Source organism: Kribbella catacumbae DSM 19601 (assembly GCF_000372465.1).
GTDB classification, from domain to species: domain Bacteria; phylum Actinomycetota; class Actinomycetes; order Propionibacteriales; family Kribbellaceae; genus Kribbella; species Kribbella catacumbae.
Genome location: NZ_AQUZ01000021.1, coordinates 86,875 through 102,134, shown reverse-complemented (window position 1 = coordinate 102,134; position 15,260 = coordinate 86,875). Strand labels below are relative to the sequence as shown.

General features: G+C 68.8%; 10 protein-coding genes and 1 riboswitch. Of the genes, 5 read left to right on the top strand and 5 right to left on the bottom strand.

From position 1 onward, the window contains the following. Nucleotides 1–20 precede the first annotated feature (20 nt). Entirely contained in the window at nt 21–2,612 is a 2,592-nt protein-coding gene (locus A3ES_RS47975; RefSeq protein WP_157630667.1) for a beta-galactosidase, read from the top strand. A 2,989-nt stretch (nt 2,613–5,601) separates the two neighbouring features. On the opposite strand, the gene A3ES_RS0122075 is transcribed toward A3ES_RS47975, so the two are convergent. Then, a complete protein-coding gene (locus tag A3ES_RS0122075) occupies nt 5,602–6,585 on the bottom strand; it encodes a helix-turn-helix transcriptional regulator (protein WP_157630666.1) in 984 nt (327 codons plus the stop codon). Between the two features lie 269 nt (nt 6,586–6,854). Between A3ES_RS0122075 and purF the strand changes: the two genes are divergently transcribed. Beyond that, the gene (purF, locus tag A3ES_RS0122070) at nt 6,855–8,417 is read left to right on the top strand and encodes an amidophosphoribosyltransferase (RefSeq protein ID WP_020389020.1); all 1,563 of its coding nucleotides are present in this window, start codon (nt 6,855–6,857) and stop codon (nt 8,415–8,417) included. Between the two features lie 26 nt (nt 8,418–8,443). Next, the gene (gene purM / locus A3ES_RS0122065) at nt 8,444–9,535 is read left to right on the top strand and encodes a phosphoribosylformylglycinamidine cyclo-ligase (protein WP_020389019.1); all 1,092 of its coding nucleotides are present in this window, start codon (nt 8,444–8,446) and stop codon (nt 9,533–9,535) included. A 268-nt stretch (nt 9,536–9,803) separates the two neighbouring features. Here purM and A3ES_RS0122060 read toward each other — a convergent pair whose 3' ends face one another. The 3 genes from A3ES_RS0122060 to A3ES_RS0122050 all read right to left on the bottom strand — a co-directional run bounded on the left by A3ES_RS0122060 (nt 9,804) and on the right by A3ES_RS0122050 (nt 12,042). Then, complete coding sequence (locus tag A3ES_RS0122060) at nt 9,804–9,992, bottom strand: DUF3073 domain-containing protein (protein WP_020389018.1); 189 nt, start codon at nt 9,990–9,992, stop codon at nt 9,804–9,806. A gap of 216 nt (nt 9,993–10,208) precedes the next feature. Further along, nucleotides 10,209–11,024, bottom strand: coding sequence for an ABC transporter permease (locus tag A3ES_RS0122055; protein WP_020389017.1), 816 nt, complete (start codon nt 11,022–11,024; stop codon nt 10,209–10,211). 130 nt (nt 11,025–11,154) lie between these two features. Then, nucleotides 11,155–12,042, bottom strand: a complete 888-nt coding sequence (locus tag A3ES_RS0122050) for an ABC transporter ATP-binding protein (RefSeq protein ID WP_020389016.1) — start codon at nt 12,040–12,042, stop codon at nt 11,155–11,157. 143 nt (nt 12,043–12,185) lie between these two features. Here A3ES_RS0122050 and A3ES_RS0122045 point away from each other — a divergent pair, with 143 nt between their 5' ends. Next, entirely contained in the window at nt 12,186–13,331 is a 1,146-nt protein-coding gene (locus A3ES_RS0122045; RefSeq protein WP_020389015.1) for a sensor histidine kinase, read from the top strand. A 66-nt stretch (nt 13,332–13,397) separates the two neighbouring features. Continuing rightward, nucleotides 13,398–14,054 carry a response regulator gene (locus A3ES_RS0122040; RefSeq protein ID WP_020389014.1) on the top strand — a complete coding sequence of 219 codons (657 nt, stop codon included), beginning with the start codon at nt 13,398–13,400 and terminating at the stop codon, nt 14,052–14,054. A 122-nt stretch (nt 14,055–14,176) separates the two neighbouring features. Here the strand turns inward: A3ES_RS0122040 and A3ES_RS52720 are convergent, their stop codons facing one another. After that, entirely contained in the window at nt 14,177–15,037 is an 861-nt protein-coding gene (locus tag A3ES_RS52720; RefSeq protein ID WP_020389013.1) for a C40 family peptidase, read from the bottom strand. Continuing rightward, a riboswitch (cyclic di-AMP (ydaO/yuaA leader) is annotated at nt 15,037–15,230 on the bottom strand. It overlaps the preceding gene by 1 nt. Between the last annotated feature and the right edge of the window lie 30 nt (nt 15,231–15,260).

Genomic DNA, 15,260 nt, shown 5'->3' with positions numbered 1-15,260 from the left:
ACCGGTTTCAGCGACCATATGTGAGGAACCAGACCAGCGGCAAGGGCACGGGTGTCGCGGTCGGTGGAGAGGCACACATGAGCGATCCGTACGACGTCCGCCTGGCTCGGCGCCGCCTGCTGGTGGACGGGCAACCCGTGCTGATGATGTCGGGGGAGGTGCACTACTTCCGGCTGCGCCGGCCGGACTGGGCGTCCCGGTTGGATCTGCTGGTGGCCGCCGGCTGCGATGCGGTGGCGACGTACATGCCGTGGCTGGTGCACGAGTTGCCCGATGGCTCGCTGGACCTGGCGGGGCGGACTTCGCAGTACCGGGACCTGGCGGGATTCCTGGATCTCGCTGAGGAGAAAGGGTTGCGGGTGATCGCCCGCCCGGGGCCGTTCGTGATGGCCGAACTGAAGAACGAGGGGTTGCCGTTCTCGGTCTACTCGTTTGAGGTGGAGTCCGTCGGGTGGAATGGGGCGGCTGCTCCGACCCGGGATGTGGATTACCTCGCACCGGCGTACCTGGCGTCGGTACGGCGTTGGTATGCGGGCGTGATGCCCTTGCTGGCTTCACGATTGGCGACTGTGGGCGGGCCGGTCGTCGCCGTACAGCTGGACAACGAGATCGGGATGCTGTCCTGGGTGACGAACTCGCCCGACCTGACCGAAGCCGCAGTCGGGGAGTTTCTTGCGTGGACTCGGGAGAAGGGGATTCTGCCTGGGTTGGACGCCGCCGGGGTTCGGACGCCTCCTGCGGGCTCGCTCGAACTTCATCACGAACTGTCCGTCTTCCAGCGCGATCGGTACTCCCGCTACGTCGCCTTCCTTCGCGCCGAGGCAGAGTCGCACGGAGTGCGTGGCGTGCCGTTCCTGATCAACCTGCACGGGACGGGAAACGGTCGCGGCCGGACGTATCCGATCGGGATCAGCCAGCTCTATCCGACGTACTCGGGCCAGCCGCAGATGACCTCGGGATCTGACCACTACCTGGGTGATCTCACCGTCGAGAACGTCGCGGATCTCTATGTGGGCAACGCTTTCATGGCCGCCGTTCACGACTCCGACCAGCCGCTGACGTCGCTGGAGTTCGAGGCTGGTCTGGGTGACTACGGTGAAGACCTGAGCCGCCAGGTCCCGCCCTCGGCGCTGGCCTTGAAGACTCGGCTCTGTGTTGCCCAGGGCAACCGGTTGATCAACTACTACCTGTTCGCCGGCGGGCACAATCCGCCGCTGGACGTCCCGGCCGGTGACGGGAACGACCGGATCGCCTTCACGGGTGAACGCCACGGTTTCAGCGCTCCCGTGGGACCCGAGGGACAGCTGAACCCGAGCTATCAGGTTCTCGCCGAGACGGTCTCCGAACTCCGCGCCATCGGCCCGCTGCTGGCCGACATGGACGAGGAGTACGACGACCTCGCGCTGGGGTTCGTGCCGGACCACTACCTGACGGAGTACTGCCACCCGGGGGACGCGGTACGGCGTGAGGTGGTCGCCGACCTGGAGCGGTTCCGCGGCATGGGTTCGCGAGACATAGTCGCCCGCGCGCTGCTGCTGGCCGGCTTCTCCTTCCCTGCGATCAACCTGCAAGCACCCCTCGACACCTCCCGCGCGATAGTCCTGGCCTCTGCCTCCACCTTGGCCGCCTCGGTCCAGCAACGCCTCGCCGACTTCGTCCACGCCGGCGGCCGCCTACTGCTGGCAGGCGTCCTCCCCACCCGCGACGTCGACGGCACCCCCTGCACCACGCTCGCCGACGCCCTCGGCGTACACCCCGGCCCCCTCGTCAACGCCACCCCGCACTTCTTCCCCTCAGCCCGCACCAAAACCTCCCCCGAAGTACGAGTCAGCACCCTCCAGCCCCTCACCCCAACCCCAACCGAGCCACCCACCCGAACCCCAACCGAACCGCCCACCCGAACCTCAGCCGAGCCACCCACCCGAACCTCAGCCGAGCCACCCACCCGAACCTCAGACGGAAGGCTCGCCCGGACCTCGGACGACATGCTCGCCCGGACCTCGGACGACATGCTCGCCCGGACCTCGGGCGAGGTGCTCGACTGGACCTCGGACGAGGTGCCCGACCGGACCTCAGACGAAGGGCTCGACCGGACCTCGGAAGACATGCCCGACCGGACCTCAGACGAAGGGCTCGACCGGACCTCGGAAAACATGCCCGACCGGACCTCAGACGAAGGGCTCGACCGGACCTCAGACGACATGCCCGACCGGACCTCGGGCGAGGTGCTCGACTGGACCTCAGACGAAGGGCTCGACTGGACCTCAGGCGAGGTGCTCGTTCGCGATACCTCGACGGGGGCCGCTGTGGGTCTTGACCTTCGCGCCGGAGCGGGCCGCGCGATCGTGCTCAGCTGCGACTACCCGGCCCACCTCGACTTCTGGACCGGTCTGCTCGCCCGCCTCGAGGTCCACCCACGCCACACCCACGACGCCCCGCACCCCGGCATCGTGCTCACCTCGACCGCGACCCCCGACGGCCAACGGCTCATCCACGTCCTGAACGTCAGCCCGATCGACCAGTCCCTGACCATCCACCACAACGGCCACCCCCTCTTCGACGGCACCCGCCTCAACCTCCCGGCCCGCACCGGCCGCACCCTCCCCGCCTAGCTTCGGCGCCCCCGAGGTACCGGGTGTGTGCCATAGCCCTTACCCGCCACCGCGCGGACGCGGAGGCCATCAATCCGGCGCCCGCCCCGCTCCCGCGAGCGCGGTATCCCCGGCGGGGTTGGGGTATTGATGGGCTGGGGCTCCGGACGCCCACCACTCACCAACCTCGGTCCACGGTCCAGCCACCGCTCAGCCGCAGCGTGTCCGCCCTGCCCGGCCGCTAGTTGCTGAGTGCTGGCCGTCCGCGAGCCTCGCCCGCCGCCCTGAGTACCGGGTGGGCGAGGTTCGCGACCCCCTTCCCGGTACCGCGCGGACGCGGAGGCCATCAATCCGGCACCCGCGGCGTTCCCGCTAGCGTGGCACCCCATCCCGGGTTGGGGTATTGATGGGCTGGAGCTCCGGACGCCCACCACTCACCAACCTCGGTCCACGGTCCAGCCACCCCTGACCCGCAGCGTGTCCGCCCTGCCCGGTCCTAGTTGCTGAGTGCTGGGCGTCCGCGAGCTTCGCCCGCCGCCCTGAGCGCCGGGTGGGCGAGGTTCGCGCCCCCTTTCCCGGTGCCGCGCGGACGCGGAGGCCATCAATCCGGCACCCGCCCGCTCCCGCGAGCGTGGCACCCCATCCCGGGTCGGGGTATTGATGGGCTGGGGCTCCGGACGCCCACCACTCACCAACCTCGGTCCACGGTCCAGCCGCCGCTCACCCGCAGCGTGTCCGCCCTGCCCGGCCCTAGTTGCTGAGTGCTGGGCGTCCGCGAGCTTCGCCCGCCGCCCTGAGCGCCGGGTTGGCGAGGCTCGCGACCCCCTTCCCGGTACCGCGCGGACGCGGAGGCCATCAATCTGGCACCCGCCCGGCTCCCGCGAGCGCGGCACCCCACCCCCGGGCCGGGGTATTGATGGGCTGGAGCTCCGGACGCCCACCACTCACCAACCTCGGTCCACGGTCCAGCCACCCCTGACCCGCAGCGTGCCCGCCCGCCCGGCGGCTAATTGCTGAGTGCTGGCCGTCCGCGAGCCTCGCCGGCCGCCCTGAGTACCGGGTGGGCGAGGTTCGTGCCCCCTGTCCCGGTGCCGCGCGGACGCGGAGGCCACCAATCCGACACCCGCCCGGCTCCCGCGAGCGTGGCACCCCACCCCGTGCCGGGGTATTGATGGGCTGGGGCTCCGGACGCCCACCACTCACTAACCTCGGTCCACGGTCCAGCCACCGCTGACCCGCAGCGTGCCCGTCCTGCCCGGCGGCTAGTTGCTGAGTGCTGGCCGTCCGCGAGCTTCGCCCCGCCGCCCTGAGTACCGGGTGGGCGAGGTTCGCGACCCCCTATCCCGGTGCCGCGCGGACGCGGAGGCCACCAGTCCGACACCCGCGGCGTTCCCGCGAGCGCGGTATCCCGGCGGGGTTCGGGTGTTGATGGGCTGGGCGTCCGGGGACGTTGCCGCCTAGCGCTCGGAGTACCGGGGGTGGCGGCTGGCGCAGTACGGCGCGGATGTGGAGGCCATCAATCCGGCACCCGCGGCGTTCCCGCTAGCGTGGCACCCCATCCCGGGTCGGGGTATTGATGGGCTGGAGCTCCGGACGCCCACCACTCACCAACCTCGGTCCACGGTCCAGCCACCCCTGAGCCGCAGCGTGCCCGCCCGCCCGGCCGCTTAGTTGCTGAGTGCTGGCCGTCCGCGAGCTTCGCCCCGCCGCCCTGAGTACCGGGTGGGCGAGGTTCGCGCCCCCCTATCCCGGTACCGCGCGGACGCGGAGGCCATCAATCTGGCACCCGCCCGGCTCCCGCGAGCGCGGCACCCCACCCCCGGGTCGGGGTATTGATGGGCTGGGGCTCCGGACGCCCACCACTCACCAACCTCGGTCCACGGTCCAGCCACCGCTCACTCGCAGCGTGTCCGCCCGCCCGGCCGCTAGTTGCTGAGTGCTGGGCGTCCGCGAGCTTCGCCCGCCGGTGGGGCTGGGCTGGTGGGATGGAGGTGCGGGTGTCTGGCGGTGACCGACCTTGGTTTGGGGGCGGCGGATGCTGACCTGCCGAGGGCGGTGGGGGAGCTTTGGGAGGCCGGGTGGTGCCAATGCACCCATGCGGCCTCTGGGGGTGCGTTGACCCGGGTGGGGGGTGAATTAGGTTCGTTGGTGAAGTGGAGTGGACCACTTCGCTCGGCCGTGGTGATTGCTCGCGGCGAATTCCGCCCCAGACAATGCCAGCCGCTAATGCGGTCTCATTGTCATGCCTGAAAACCGGGGATGCGCATGATCGTAGAACGTATGGTGTATTCACCGGCCGCCGTCCTCGCGACCGTACTGCTTTCCCCTGATCGTGCTCGGCCCCGGCCAGCACTTTTCGGTCACCATCGAACGATGGGCCGGCTCAGCGCTCTTCTGCCGCGATCACAACCCTTTGGCAGCTTCCGGCCACCAGCCCGACTGGCGCCTTGAACCGGTCCAGTCCGTTATTCCCTGCCCGTTTTTCCAGTGACGCAAGGATTGGTCTAGTCCGTAAATCACCGAACCCATCCCCGCTGAGCCGCCCGCACTCCCAGCCCGAACCGCCCCGAAGCGCCCGCCTGCTCACTCAGCTTCGCCGCCATCCGCCGCACGGTCCGCAAACGAAACCCCCAACTTCCGCCCCGCCCGCTCATCAGTAGCCCCCTGCACCAGCAACTGCAAGAACTCCGTCTCCACAGCGCTGAGCTCACCTGGCGACGGTGGTTCCGTCAAAGACGATCATTTTCATGGGCAGGTTGGGTGCGGCCCTTACCCGGCCCCCGTTGTCGTGAATCCAATGAATGTAGTCGGCGGCACCTTTGCCGCCGACGCCGGCGGCCAGATAGATAACGCGGAAATCCAGCCCATTCTTGAAAACAGCCGCATCGGGTGAATCATCGCCGGTCGACCGAGCTATGTCGTCCTTGCTGGCAAGATTGAAATACCACCCTGATTTCTCGCGCCGGAATTGACTGGTGAAGCCCAGTGACTCGAATAACTGTGGTCTCCGTCAGACCCAGCCGCGTTTGGCGGCGGCTACTCCCAGTTCGAAGCGGCTGGTGGCGTCGAGGCGTTCGGAGAGGTTGGCGGTGATGCGGCGGGCGGTGCGGAGTGAGATGCCGAGGAGGCGGGCGACCTGCTCGTCCTTGGCGCCGCCGGCCAGCAGGCGTAGTACCTCGGCCTCGTGCGGAGTAAGAGGGCTGTTGTTGTCGCGGTCCTCGGGGGAGAACATCTCCGATGCCCGCGCCCAGTAGGCGTCGAAAAGCGCGAGCGCGACCGCCATCACGCCCGGGCTGCGGTGGATCACCGCGCCGGCCGTCGGGTTCTCCGGGTCCATCGCCATGATGGCGATCTCCTGGTCCAGGATGAGCAGCCGCATCGGCAGGGTCGGAGTCGCCCGTACTTCGCCGCCGAGGCGGTGCAGGGTGGCGGCGTAGTCGAGGCCCGGCTTGGAGACCGTCATGCTCTGCAGATAGATGGTGCGCATCTTCAGCCCGCGCTCGAGCAGCGGCATGTCGGGGGAGTACTCGATCGGGTGGATCGTGTCGTCGATGTGCGCCGGGATCATCCCCCAGAAGGACTCCTTCGCCTTCAGGCCCAGCTCCTCGATCCGCCGGGACGCGTTCGCCCGGCCCTTGAGCACCTCGACGTCGCCGCTGCTGCGAGCGGTGAGCAGCTCGTTGTACTGCTCAGCGATGACGTCGGCCGAGGACTCCGCCTGCTTGAGCTCGCCGAGCATCCGGTTCAGCTCGCCGCGGCGCCGCTCGGCCAGCACGGTCAGCCCGACCCGGGGGTGGACCGCGTGCTCGGCCTCGGGGTCGGCCCAGGTCGGGACCAGCAGGTCCAGTTTGCGGAGCTGGCCCATCGTCTCCAGCACCTCGGCCATTGGCCGCTTTACCAGTGCCGCAATCTGCTCCGGTGTGCTGTCCGGGTGGCTGAGGAGGGCGTGGTAAACCGCGAAGGTGGCATCATCCACTCCGAGCGGTTCTAACACGGCAGTTCACTCCTTCAGCCCCTGTTCGGAACCGACCATATACAGAATGCGTCGACAATGAGCGTTTGTTTGGTTGATGCCGATTATTTCGAAGGGACGAACCGTGATCAAGAAGTGTCTTACTGTAGTCGCCACTGCTCTGCTACTCACAGCGATCGCCGGTATTTCGGGCGGGCTGAGCGCCAACTCGCAGCCCCAGGCCGGGCGGGGCGATCCCGAGTGCCACACCGCGGCTCTTTGCTGGTAGCCGGTCCCGTAGACTGCTGTGCGTGGCTCGTGGCGATGGTCGGCTGACTCATGATCTTGACCCGCAGGATCTAGGCCCGCAGGACGCTTGTGGCGTCTTCGGAGTCTGGGCACCGGGGGAAGAGGTCGCCAAACTCACCTATTTCGGGCTCTACGCTCTGCAGCACCGAGGGCAGGAGTCGGCTGGCATCGCGGTCAGCAACGGCAGTCAGATTCTGGTCTACAAGGACATGGGTCTGGTCAGCCAGGCTTTCGACGAGGCGACGCTGGCCTCCCTCAAGGGATACATCGCGGTCGGTCACTGCCGGTACTCGACGACCGGATCGAGCGTCTGGGCCAACGCCCAGCCGACCTTCCGGTCGACCGCGACCGGCTCGATCGCGCTAGGGCACAACGGCAACCTCACCAACACCGGTGAACTGGCCGCGAGCCTCGACGGCAGCGGTGACCTCGATCTGGGGCTGGACGTCGAGGTCGAGCACGCGAAGGCGAACGCCAAGCACGGCGCCTCCTCCGACACCGACATCCTCACCTCGATGCTGGCCGGCTACCCGGACCTGACCATCGAGCAGGCGGCCGCCAAGGTGCTGCCGAAGGTCAAGGGCGCCTTCAGCCTGGTCTTCATGGACGAGTCCACCCTGTATGCCGCGCGCGACCCGCAGGGCATCCGCCCGCTGGTGCTCGGCCGGCTCGAGCGGGGCTGGGTGATCGCCAGCGAGACCGCCGCGCTCGACATCTGCGGTGCGAGCTTCATCCGCGAGGTGGAGCCGGGCGAGATCGTCGCGATCGACGAAGAGGGTCTGCGCTCCACCAAGTTCGCCGAGCCGGACCCCAAGGGCTGCCTGTTCGAGTTCGTCTACCTGGCTCGCCCGGACACCCAGATCTCCGGCCAGCGGATCTACTCCACCCGGGTCGAGATCGGTCGCCGGCTGGCCCGGGAACACCCGGCCGACGCCGACCTGGTGATCGCCACCCCGGAGTCCGGTACGCCGGGCGCCATCGGGTACGCCGAGGAGTCGGGTATCCCGTACGGATCGGGTCTGGTCAAGAACGCGTACGTCGGCCGGACCTTCATCCAGCCCAGCCAGACCATCCGCCAGCTCGGCATCCGGCTCAAGCTGAACCCGCTGCGCGAAGTGATCGAGGGCAAGCGGCTGGTCGTCGTCGACGACACCATCGTCCGCGGCAACACCCAGCGCGCCGTGATCAAGATGCTGCGCGAGGCCGGCGCGAAGGAGATCCACGTCCGGATCACCGCGCCGCCGGTGAAGTGGCCGTGCTTCTACGGCATCGACTTCGCCAGCCGCGCGGAACTGATCGCGAACGGCCTGAACACCGACGAGATCTGCCGTTCACTCGGCGCCGACTCGCTCGGCTACATCGACCTGGACTCCCTGGTCGAGGCCACCACGCTGCCGAAGGACCAGCTCTGCCGCGCGTGCTTCGACGGTGTCTACCCGGTCGAGCTGCCGAGCCCGGAGCACCTGGGCAAGCACCTGCTCGAAGTACCGGTGAGCACTGATGCCGACGGCCTGGCCACGGTGTCCGGTGGCGCCGGCGCCGCGGATGCCCTGTCCCGGCCGTGACGGCTGCCCCCACAAAGGAGAACAACGTGAGCGAGGGCGCGAGCTACGCGGCCGCCGGAGTCGACATCGAGGCCGGTGACCGGGCCGTCGAGCTGATGAAGGAATGGGTGGCCAAGGCGACCCGCCCCGAGGTGGTCGGCGGGCTCGGCGGGTTCGCCGGGCTGTTCGACGCCAGCGCGCTGACGGCGTACCGGCGGCCGTTGCTGGCGACGTCGACGGACGGTGTCGGTACCAAGGTCGCCATCGCGCAGAAGATGGACCGGCACGACACGATCGGGTTCGACCTGGTCGGCATGGTCGTCGACGACCTGGTCGTCTGCGGCGCCGAGCCGCTGTTCATGACCGACTACATCTGCACCGGCAAGGTGGTGCCGGAGACGATCGCGCAGATCGTCAAGGGCATCGCCGAAGCCTGCGTCGAAGCCGGTACTGCGCTCGTCGGCGGCGAGACGGCCGAGCACCCCGGCCTGCTCGAGGCCGACGAGTACGACGTGGCCGGCGCCGCGACAGGAGTCGTGGAAGCCGACGAGGTGATCGGCGCCGACCGGGTCCGGGCCGGCGACGTGGTGGTCGCGATGGCGTCCTCGGGGTTGCACTCGAACGGGTACAGCCTGGTCCGGCATGTGTTCTTCGACCGGGCCGGCTGGCAGCTCGATCGGGAGGTGCCCGAGCTCGGCGGCACTCTCGGTGACACTCTGCTGATCCCGACGCGGGTCTACGCGAAGCACTGCCTCGAGCTGATCCAGGATCTGAACGCCACGGATCTCGACACCGAGGGGAAGCCGTTGCACGCGATGTCCCACATCACCGGTGGCGGCTTCGCGGCGAACCTGGGTCGCGTCATCCCCGACGACCTTGCGGTCCGGATCGACCGGTCCAGCTGGACGCCGGCACCGATCTTCGGCCTGGTCGGCCAGTTGGGTGGCGTCCCGCCGCTCGAGCTCGAGAAGACGCTGAACATGGGCGTCGGGATGGTCGCGATCCTGGACCCGGCCGCAGCCGACCGCGCGATCGCAGTACTGGCTGAGCGTGACATCCCCGCGTGGGTGTGCGGCGAGGTCAGCACGGCAGCCGACGGCAAGACAGGCGTCAAACTCCAAGGCACCTACGCCAGCTGACACGGCACGAGCGGTGCCGCGCTAGCTCATGCAGGGCAGGCGCGTTACCGCGCTAGGTGCTGTAGAGCCGACTGATCACTCGCGGCGTTCGGACGATCCGCGGCCTCGGGGTACTCCCGGGAGCCGACGGACCGTCCGGTCGTCAGCGCGTAAAAGGGCAGGTCGACATCACCTGCACTGCCGTGTGGTGGAACTCGCCGGTCGAAGCACGGGACGACCTGCCGACGCGCACTAAGCGCGGAGGCAGGTCATCCGGAGTGCTGCAGCTTTACCGACGGGGGTGGTAGTCGTCGGCGTCATCGCCGACGTCTGTGTCGTTGTTGCCGTTCGCAGAGGTACCGCCCTCGTCCCCGCCGGACAGCTCTTTCTTGAGCTGGTCCAAGTCGGTGTCCCAGGTGCGGTACTTCAGGTCGCGTGCGACCTTCGTCTGCTTGGCCTTTGCACGGCCGCGCCCCATAGCGTCGACCCCCTCGCACAAGTCAACCGGGTACGCAGCGTGGCGCCCACGGATCAGTCGTCAGTAATCGTGCTTCTAGGTTACCCGGAGCCGGAGCCCAACACACGCACGACCCCCTGGCTGGACCTCCGAACAGGTCCGATGACAGGCCGGAAGGCCTGACCGATCCCCTCAAACCGGCCAGGCCTCCCGCGTCTTTGACCCCTTACCGGGGTGCTACTTCACCTCGCGACGTGAGCTTGCCCACAGTCCCACGATCGTCGGCAGGACGATCCAGATCCCGATCGCGGTGAGCGTCTCGGGCACCATCCCGTGCAGGTCGCGCTCGGCGATCCGGCCGAAGGCGCCGAACACGTCCAGCCAGTCGGCGTTGCTCTTGAACAGCGCCGGGCCGGCCAGCGTCCAGGCGGTCGGGGCGACGAAGAAGACCAGGATGGCGACCGCGGTCTGGGCGATCACCGCACCGAAGGCGGCACCCATCACGACGTTCAGGGCGGTGGTCAAGTAGGCGCCGGCGAGGGCGCCACCGAAGCCGGCGTACGACGCTCCGTCGCCGCTCAGCGAGCCGCCGAGGGCAGTGCCGGCCAGGGCGAGCACGACCGTCACGCTCAGCACCACGACGCTCAGCAAGATCGCGGAGACGAACTTGGCCAGTTGGACCCGGATCCGGCGCGGCGACAGTGTGAACGTGGTCAGCGCGGTCCGCTGGGTCCACTCGCTCGTCATCGCCATCACGCCGATCACCGGCAGCAGCAGCATGACGCCCGTCGACGCGGCCGCCAGGTAGCTGTCGAAGGTCTGCTTGCCGTCGTTGAGGTGGGTGAGCTGCCAGGTGAGTGCGGCGAGCGCCAGGGCGAGGATGCCGAGGATCAGGAACCGGCCGCTGCGGGTGTTGACGGATTTACGCAGCTCGATCGTGACGAGCTTGAGGAAGGACTGGCCACGCGCGGGAGGCAGCGAGGTGGCGACAGCCGCCCGGTGCTTACCCGGAACCGCCGCGGCGACCGGTGAGGTGATTTCTGTGACAGCCATGGTGATGAGCTCCAGGAAGTGGAAGAAAAAGAAAGGGAAGGAAGGAAAGCGGAGTGAGCGAGAGGCGACGGGCGCGGAAGGTGGGGTGGGGGCGGAAGAAGCCGGGTGGGGCAGCGGTGGTGAGGCTGGGTCAGGCGGCAGCGGCGGTTGGGGAGGTCAGCTGGAAGAAGAGTTCCTCGAGACCGGCGCCGTCGCTTTCGCGGAGTTCCAGGAGGATCTGTCCGGCGGCGGCCGCGGCGCGGCCGACCTGCTCGGCGGTGGCGTCGACTCGCAGCGCACCGTCGTACAGGGGCTCCACGCTCAGTCCGGCCGCGGTCAGGGCCTGGTTCAGCCCGTTCGGGTCGAGGCCCCGGACGAGCGTGCCACTACCGGCCAGCAGCTCCTCCAGCGAGCCGTCCGCGACGATCCGGCCGCCGCCGATGACGACCAGCCGGTCCACCGTCGCCTGGACCTCGCCCAGCAGGTGGCTGGACAGGATCACCGTTCCGCCGCGGGAAGCGAAGTCCTGCAGCAGCCCACGCATCCACCGGATGCCCTCGGGGTCCATGCCGTTGGCAGGCTCGTCCAGAATCAGCGCGGCAGGGTCGCCGAGCAGCGCGGCCGCGATGCCGAGCCGCTGCCGCATCCCCAGCGAGTACTGACCGACGCGGCGCTTCGCGGCCGGCGTGAGACCGACGGCTTCCAGCATCTCGTCCGCCCGGGTGCTCGGTACGCCGAGCAGCGCCGCGTTCAGCAGCAGCGTCTCCCGGCCGGTGCGACCCGGGTGCTGAGCGGCGGCGTCCAGCATGACGCCAACGACGCGTCCGGGGTTCGGCAGGTCGGCGTACTTCTTGCCGGCGATCGTCGCCCGGCCGGAGCTGGGCGGGGTGAGTCCCGTCAGCATGCGCAGGGTGGTGGACTTGCCGGCGCCGTTCGGGCCGAGAAAGCCGGTGATGCTGCCTGGCTCGACGGTGAAGGAGACGTCGCTGACGGCCGTGGTGCTGCCATAGCGCTTGCTGAGGTTCTCGACGGTGATCATGACCGCTACTCTTCCGGCCTTGGCCACCTCGCCACATCGACCGACCGGCTGCACTCACCCCCTACTTAAGTCGTCAGGGACGCGCCCCGAACCCCACCGGAAGAGGGACGTAAGTCCTGACGCCACGCCACTACGCTGGCTGAATGCAACGGTTGCGGCGCTGGTATGCCTGGTTCGTCCGGCATGCCCCGCGCTTCCGCGACCTGATGTACGTCGGGTTCAGCCTGCTCACGATCGTCCTGCAGGCCACCTCGAACGGCCAGCCGGGCTGGCGCGGCAGCGACTGGGTGGTTCTCGGTGTCGGCGTGGTCGCCTCGCTGGCGCTGTGGTGGCGCCGGCGGTATCCCGTCACGGTCACGATCATCGCTGTACTGGCGATGGGCACCGTCGGGATCTTCATGCCGATCGGCCTCGCGCTGCTGACCCTCGCGATCCGTCGCCGCGATCTCACGCTGGCCATCCTGACCGTCGCCGGGTATGTCGCCTACGTGGTCGGAAACCGGTCCGGCAGCAGCAATGACACCATCGCGTGGATCTTCACCGGGCCCTTCGTGATCGGCACCTGGGTCGCGGTCGGGGCCTACATCGGCGCCCGCCGGGACCTGATGGTGTCGCTGCGGGACCGGGCCGAGCGGGCAGAGTCGGAGCGCGAGCTGAGAGCCGAACAGGCCCGGCTGGGCGAGCGGGCCCGGATCGCGCAGGAGATGCACGACGTGCTCGCCCACAAGGTGTCGCTGATCGCGCTGCACGCCGGTGGGCTCGAGGTGAACCCGGCCGTCGGCCCGGAGAAGGTGGAGAGCTCGGCCGGCCTGATCCGCGAGACGGCCAGGCAGGCGATGGAGGACCTCCGCGAGGTTCTCGGCGTACTGCGAACCGACCTCAGCCAGGACGGTGCCGACCTGGCTCCGGTACCGCGGGCCGCGGACCTGGCCCGTCTGGTCGAGGCGTCGCGGGCGGCCGGAGTACAGGTGCGGAGTGAGTTGACCCTGCCGGACGACGTACCGGCTCTGGTCGGGCGGACTGTCTATCGGGTCGTCCAGGAGGGGCTGACCAATGTGCACAAGCATGCGCGCGGCGTTTCCACCGAAGTACTGGTGCACGGCGCGCCCGGGACCGGCGTGACGGTACGGGTGACGAACGTGCGGCCGGTGGCGGCTGATTCACTGTTGCCGGGTTCCGGCGCGGGGCTCGTCGGGCTGCGCGAGCGGGTGACCCTATCCGGCGGGCGGCTTGACGCCGGACCGACCCAGGACGGCGGGTGGCGGGTCGAGGCTTGGCTTCCCTACTGACCGGGGTGGTGGGGTGGGGTCAGAGATGGCAGAGTCCGATGGCAAAGAAGGCAAAGAAGGAGATCGATGACGCGGCTGCTGATCGTGGACGACGAAGCGCTGGTCCGCGCCGGGCTGAAGATGATCCTGGAGTCGGCCGACGATCTCGAGGTGGTCGCCGAGGCCGACGACGGCGCGGACGCGGCCGCGATGGTTCGGCAGCACCGGCCGGACGTCGTCCTGATGGACATCCGGATGCCGCGGCTGGACGGGCTGGCCGCGACCCGGCAGGTCCAGGAGCTACCCGACCCGCCAAAGGTCATCGTGCTGACGACATTCGATCTGGACGACTACGTGTTCCGGGCGCTGCAGGCCGGAGCGAGCGGCTTCCTGCTCAAGGACACGCCGCCGCGCGAACTGGTCCAGGCGGTCCGGGTGGTGGCGGACGGCGACGCGATGCTCTCGCCGGCGGTGACGCGGCGGTTGATCGGGCACTTCGCGGCGGATCCGCGGACGGACCGGCAGCGAACGGCGCGGGAGCGGCTGACCGCGCTCACCGACCGGGAGCGCGAAGTCCTGGCGGCGGTCGCGCGCGGCCTGTCGAACGCCGACATCGGCCGGGAGCTGTTCATGAGCGAGGCGACCGTGAAGGCCCACGTCTCGCGGGTGCTGGTGAAACTCAACGCCACCAACCGGGTCCAGGTCGCGATCCTCGCGCACGACGCCGGCCTGCTCGACACCTAATGCGCCCTAGACATGGGACAACCGGCCGGGGCGTCGTCGGAGGGGTGGGGGCGACGACGCCACGGCCGGTTGTCAGGTCAGCGGCCCGAGGGGGGAGTCGGGGTCACTGACGTGGTGGAACCTCAGGCGCGGCCGAAGGCCACGCTCTTGGTCCAGATCTTCGCCTTGGCGATCGGCTTACCCGGCTTGGACGAGTGCCACAGCATGTTCTTCCCGGCGTAGATGCCGACGTGGTAGACGCCGCCACCACCGTTGCGGAAGAACACCAGGTCACCGGGCTTGGCGGCCGAGCGGCTGATGTGCTTCGTCGCGCTGTACTGCTGACGCGACGTACGAGGCAGCTTCTTGCCGGCCTTCTTGTACACGTAGCCGGTGTAGCCGGAGCAGTCGAAGCCACTGGTCGTCGTGCCGCCGTAGCGGTACGGCGTGCCCTTGAGCTTCGCAGCCTCACGCAGGACCTTCGCGCGGAAGGTCGTGGTGGTGCTCGATCCGCCCTTCTTGCCGTAGAGCACACCGTGCTTGGCGGCCCAGGTCAGCCGGTTCCAGGTGGGCTTGCTCATGTAGCCGGTGGACTTGATGCCCCAGGAACGCTGGAACTTCTTCACCGCGGCCACCGTGCTGTTGCCGAAGTAGCCGTTCTGCGGAAGGCGCAGGGTCTTCTGAACGTATTTGACGGTCTTGCCCGAGTCGCGGAAGCGAATCAGGGGGCGACTGGCGATGCTCGTGTTGCCGCGAACCTGAGCGGCGGTGAGCGTCGTGGTGGTTGCTGCTGACGCGGTCTGCGGCGGGGCGACCACGCTGATCGCGGCTCCACCACCGACTGCGAGGCCGACCGAGAGGACGGCTGCCGCGGCGCGCGGGGCGGACGCGGACTTACTTACCTTGCGATGCTTTGCCAACGTGCGACCGGTGGGCCGAGTACTGGCATCGCTGGTCAGACTGACGGCGCCATGAAGCGCTGTCCGTCGGGCAGTGACGGGCATGGTTGTCTCCCGACGCCTGTGAAGTTAGCTGTCGGGTTCGGGCTGAGAGTCATTAGCCCGGTCCGCTCCCGCGGACTTCACCCCAGGGACCCGACCACTCACGGTCGGGACCCAACTTCCTGGGTCCCCCACTCCTGCCATGTGGTGTTCGAGGGGAGCGGGTGTGCCTGGCAGGACTCGGCGTTGACACACTCGCAGTTCGGCGCATTTGTCGAACCGCCGA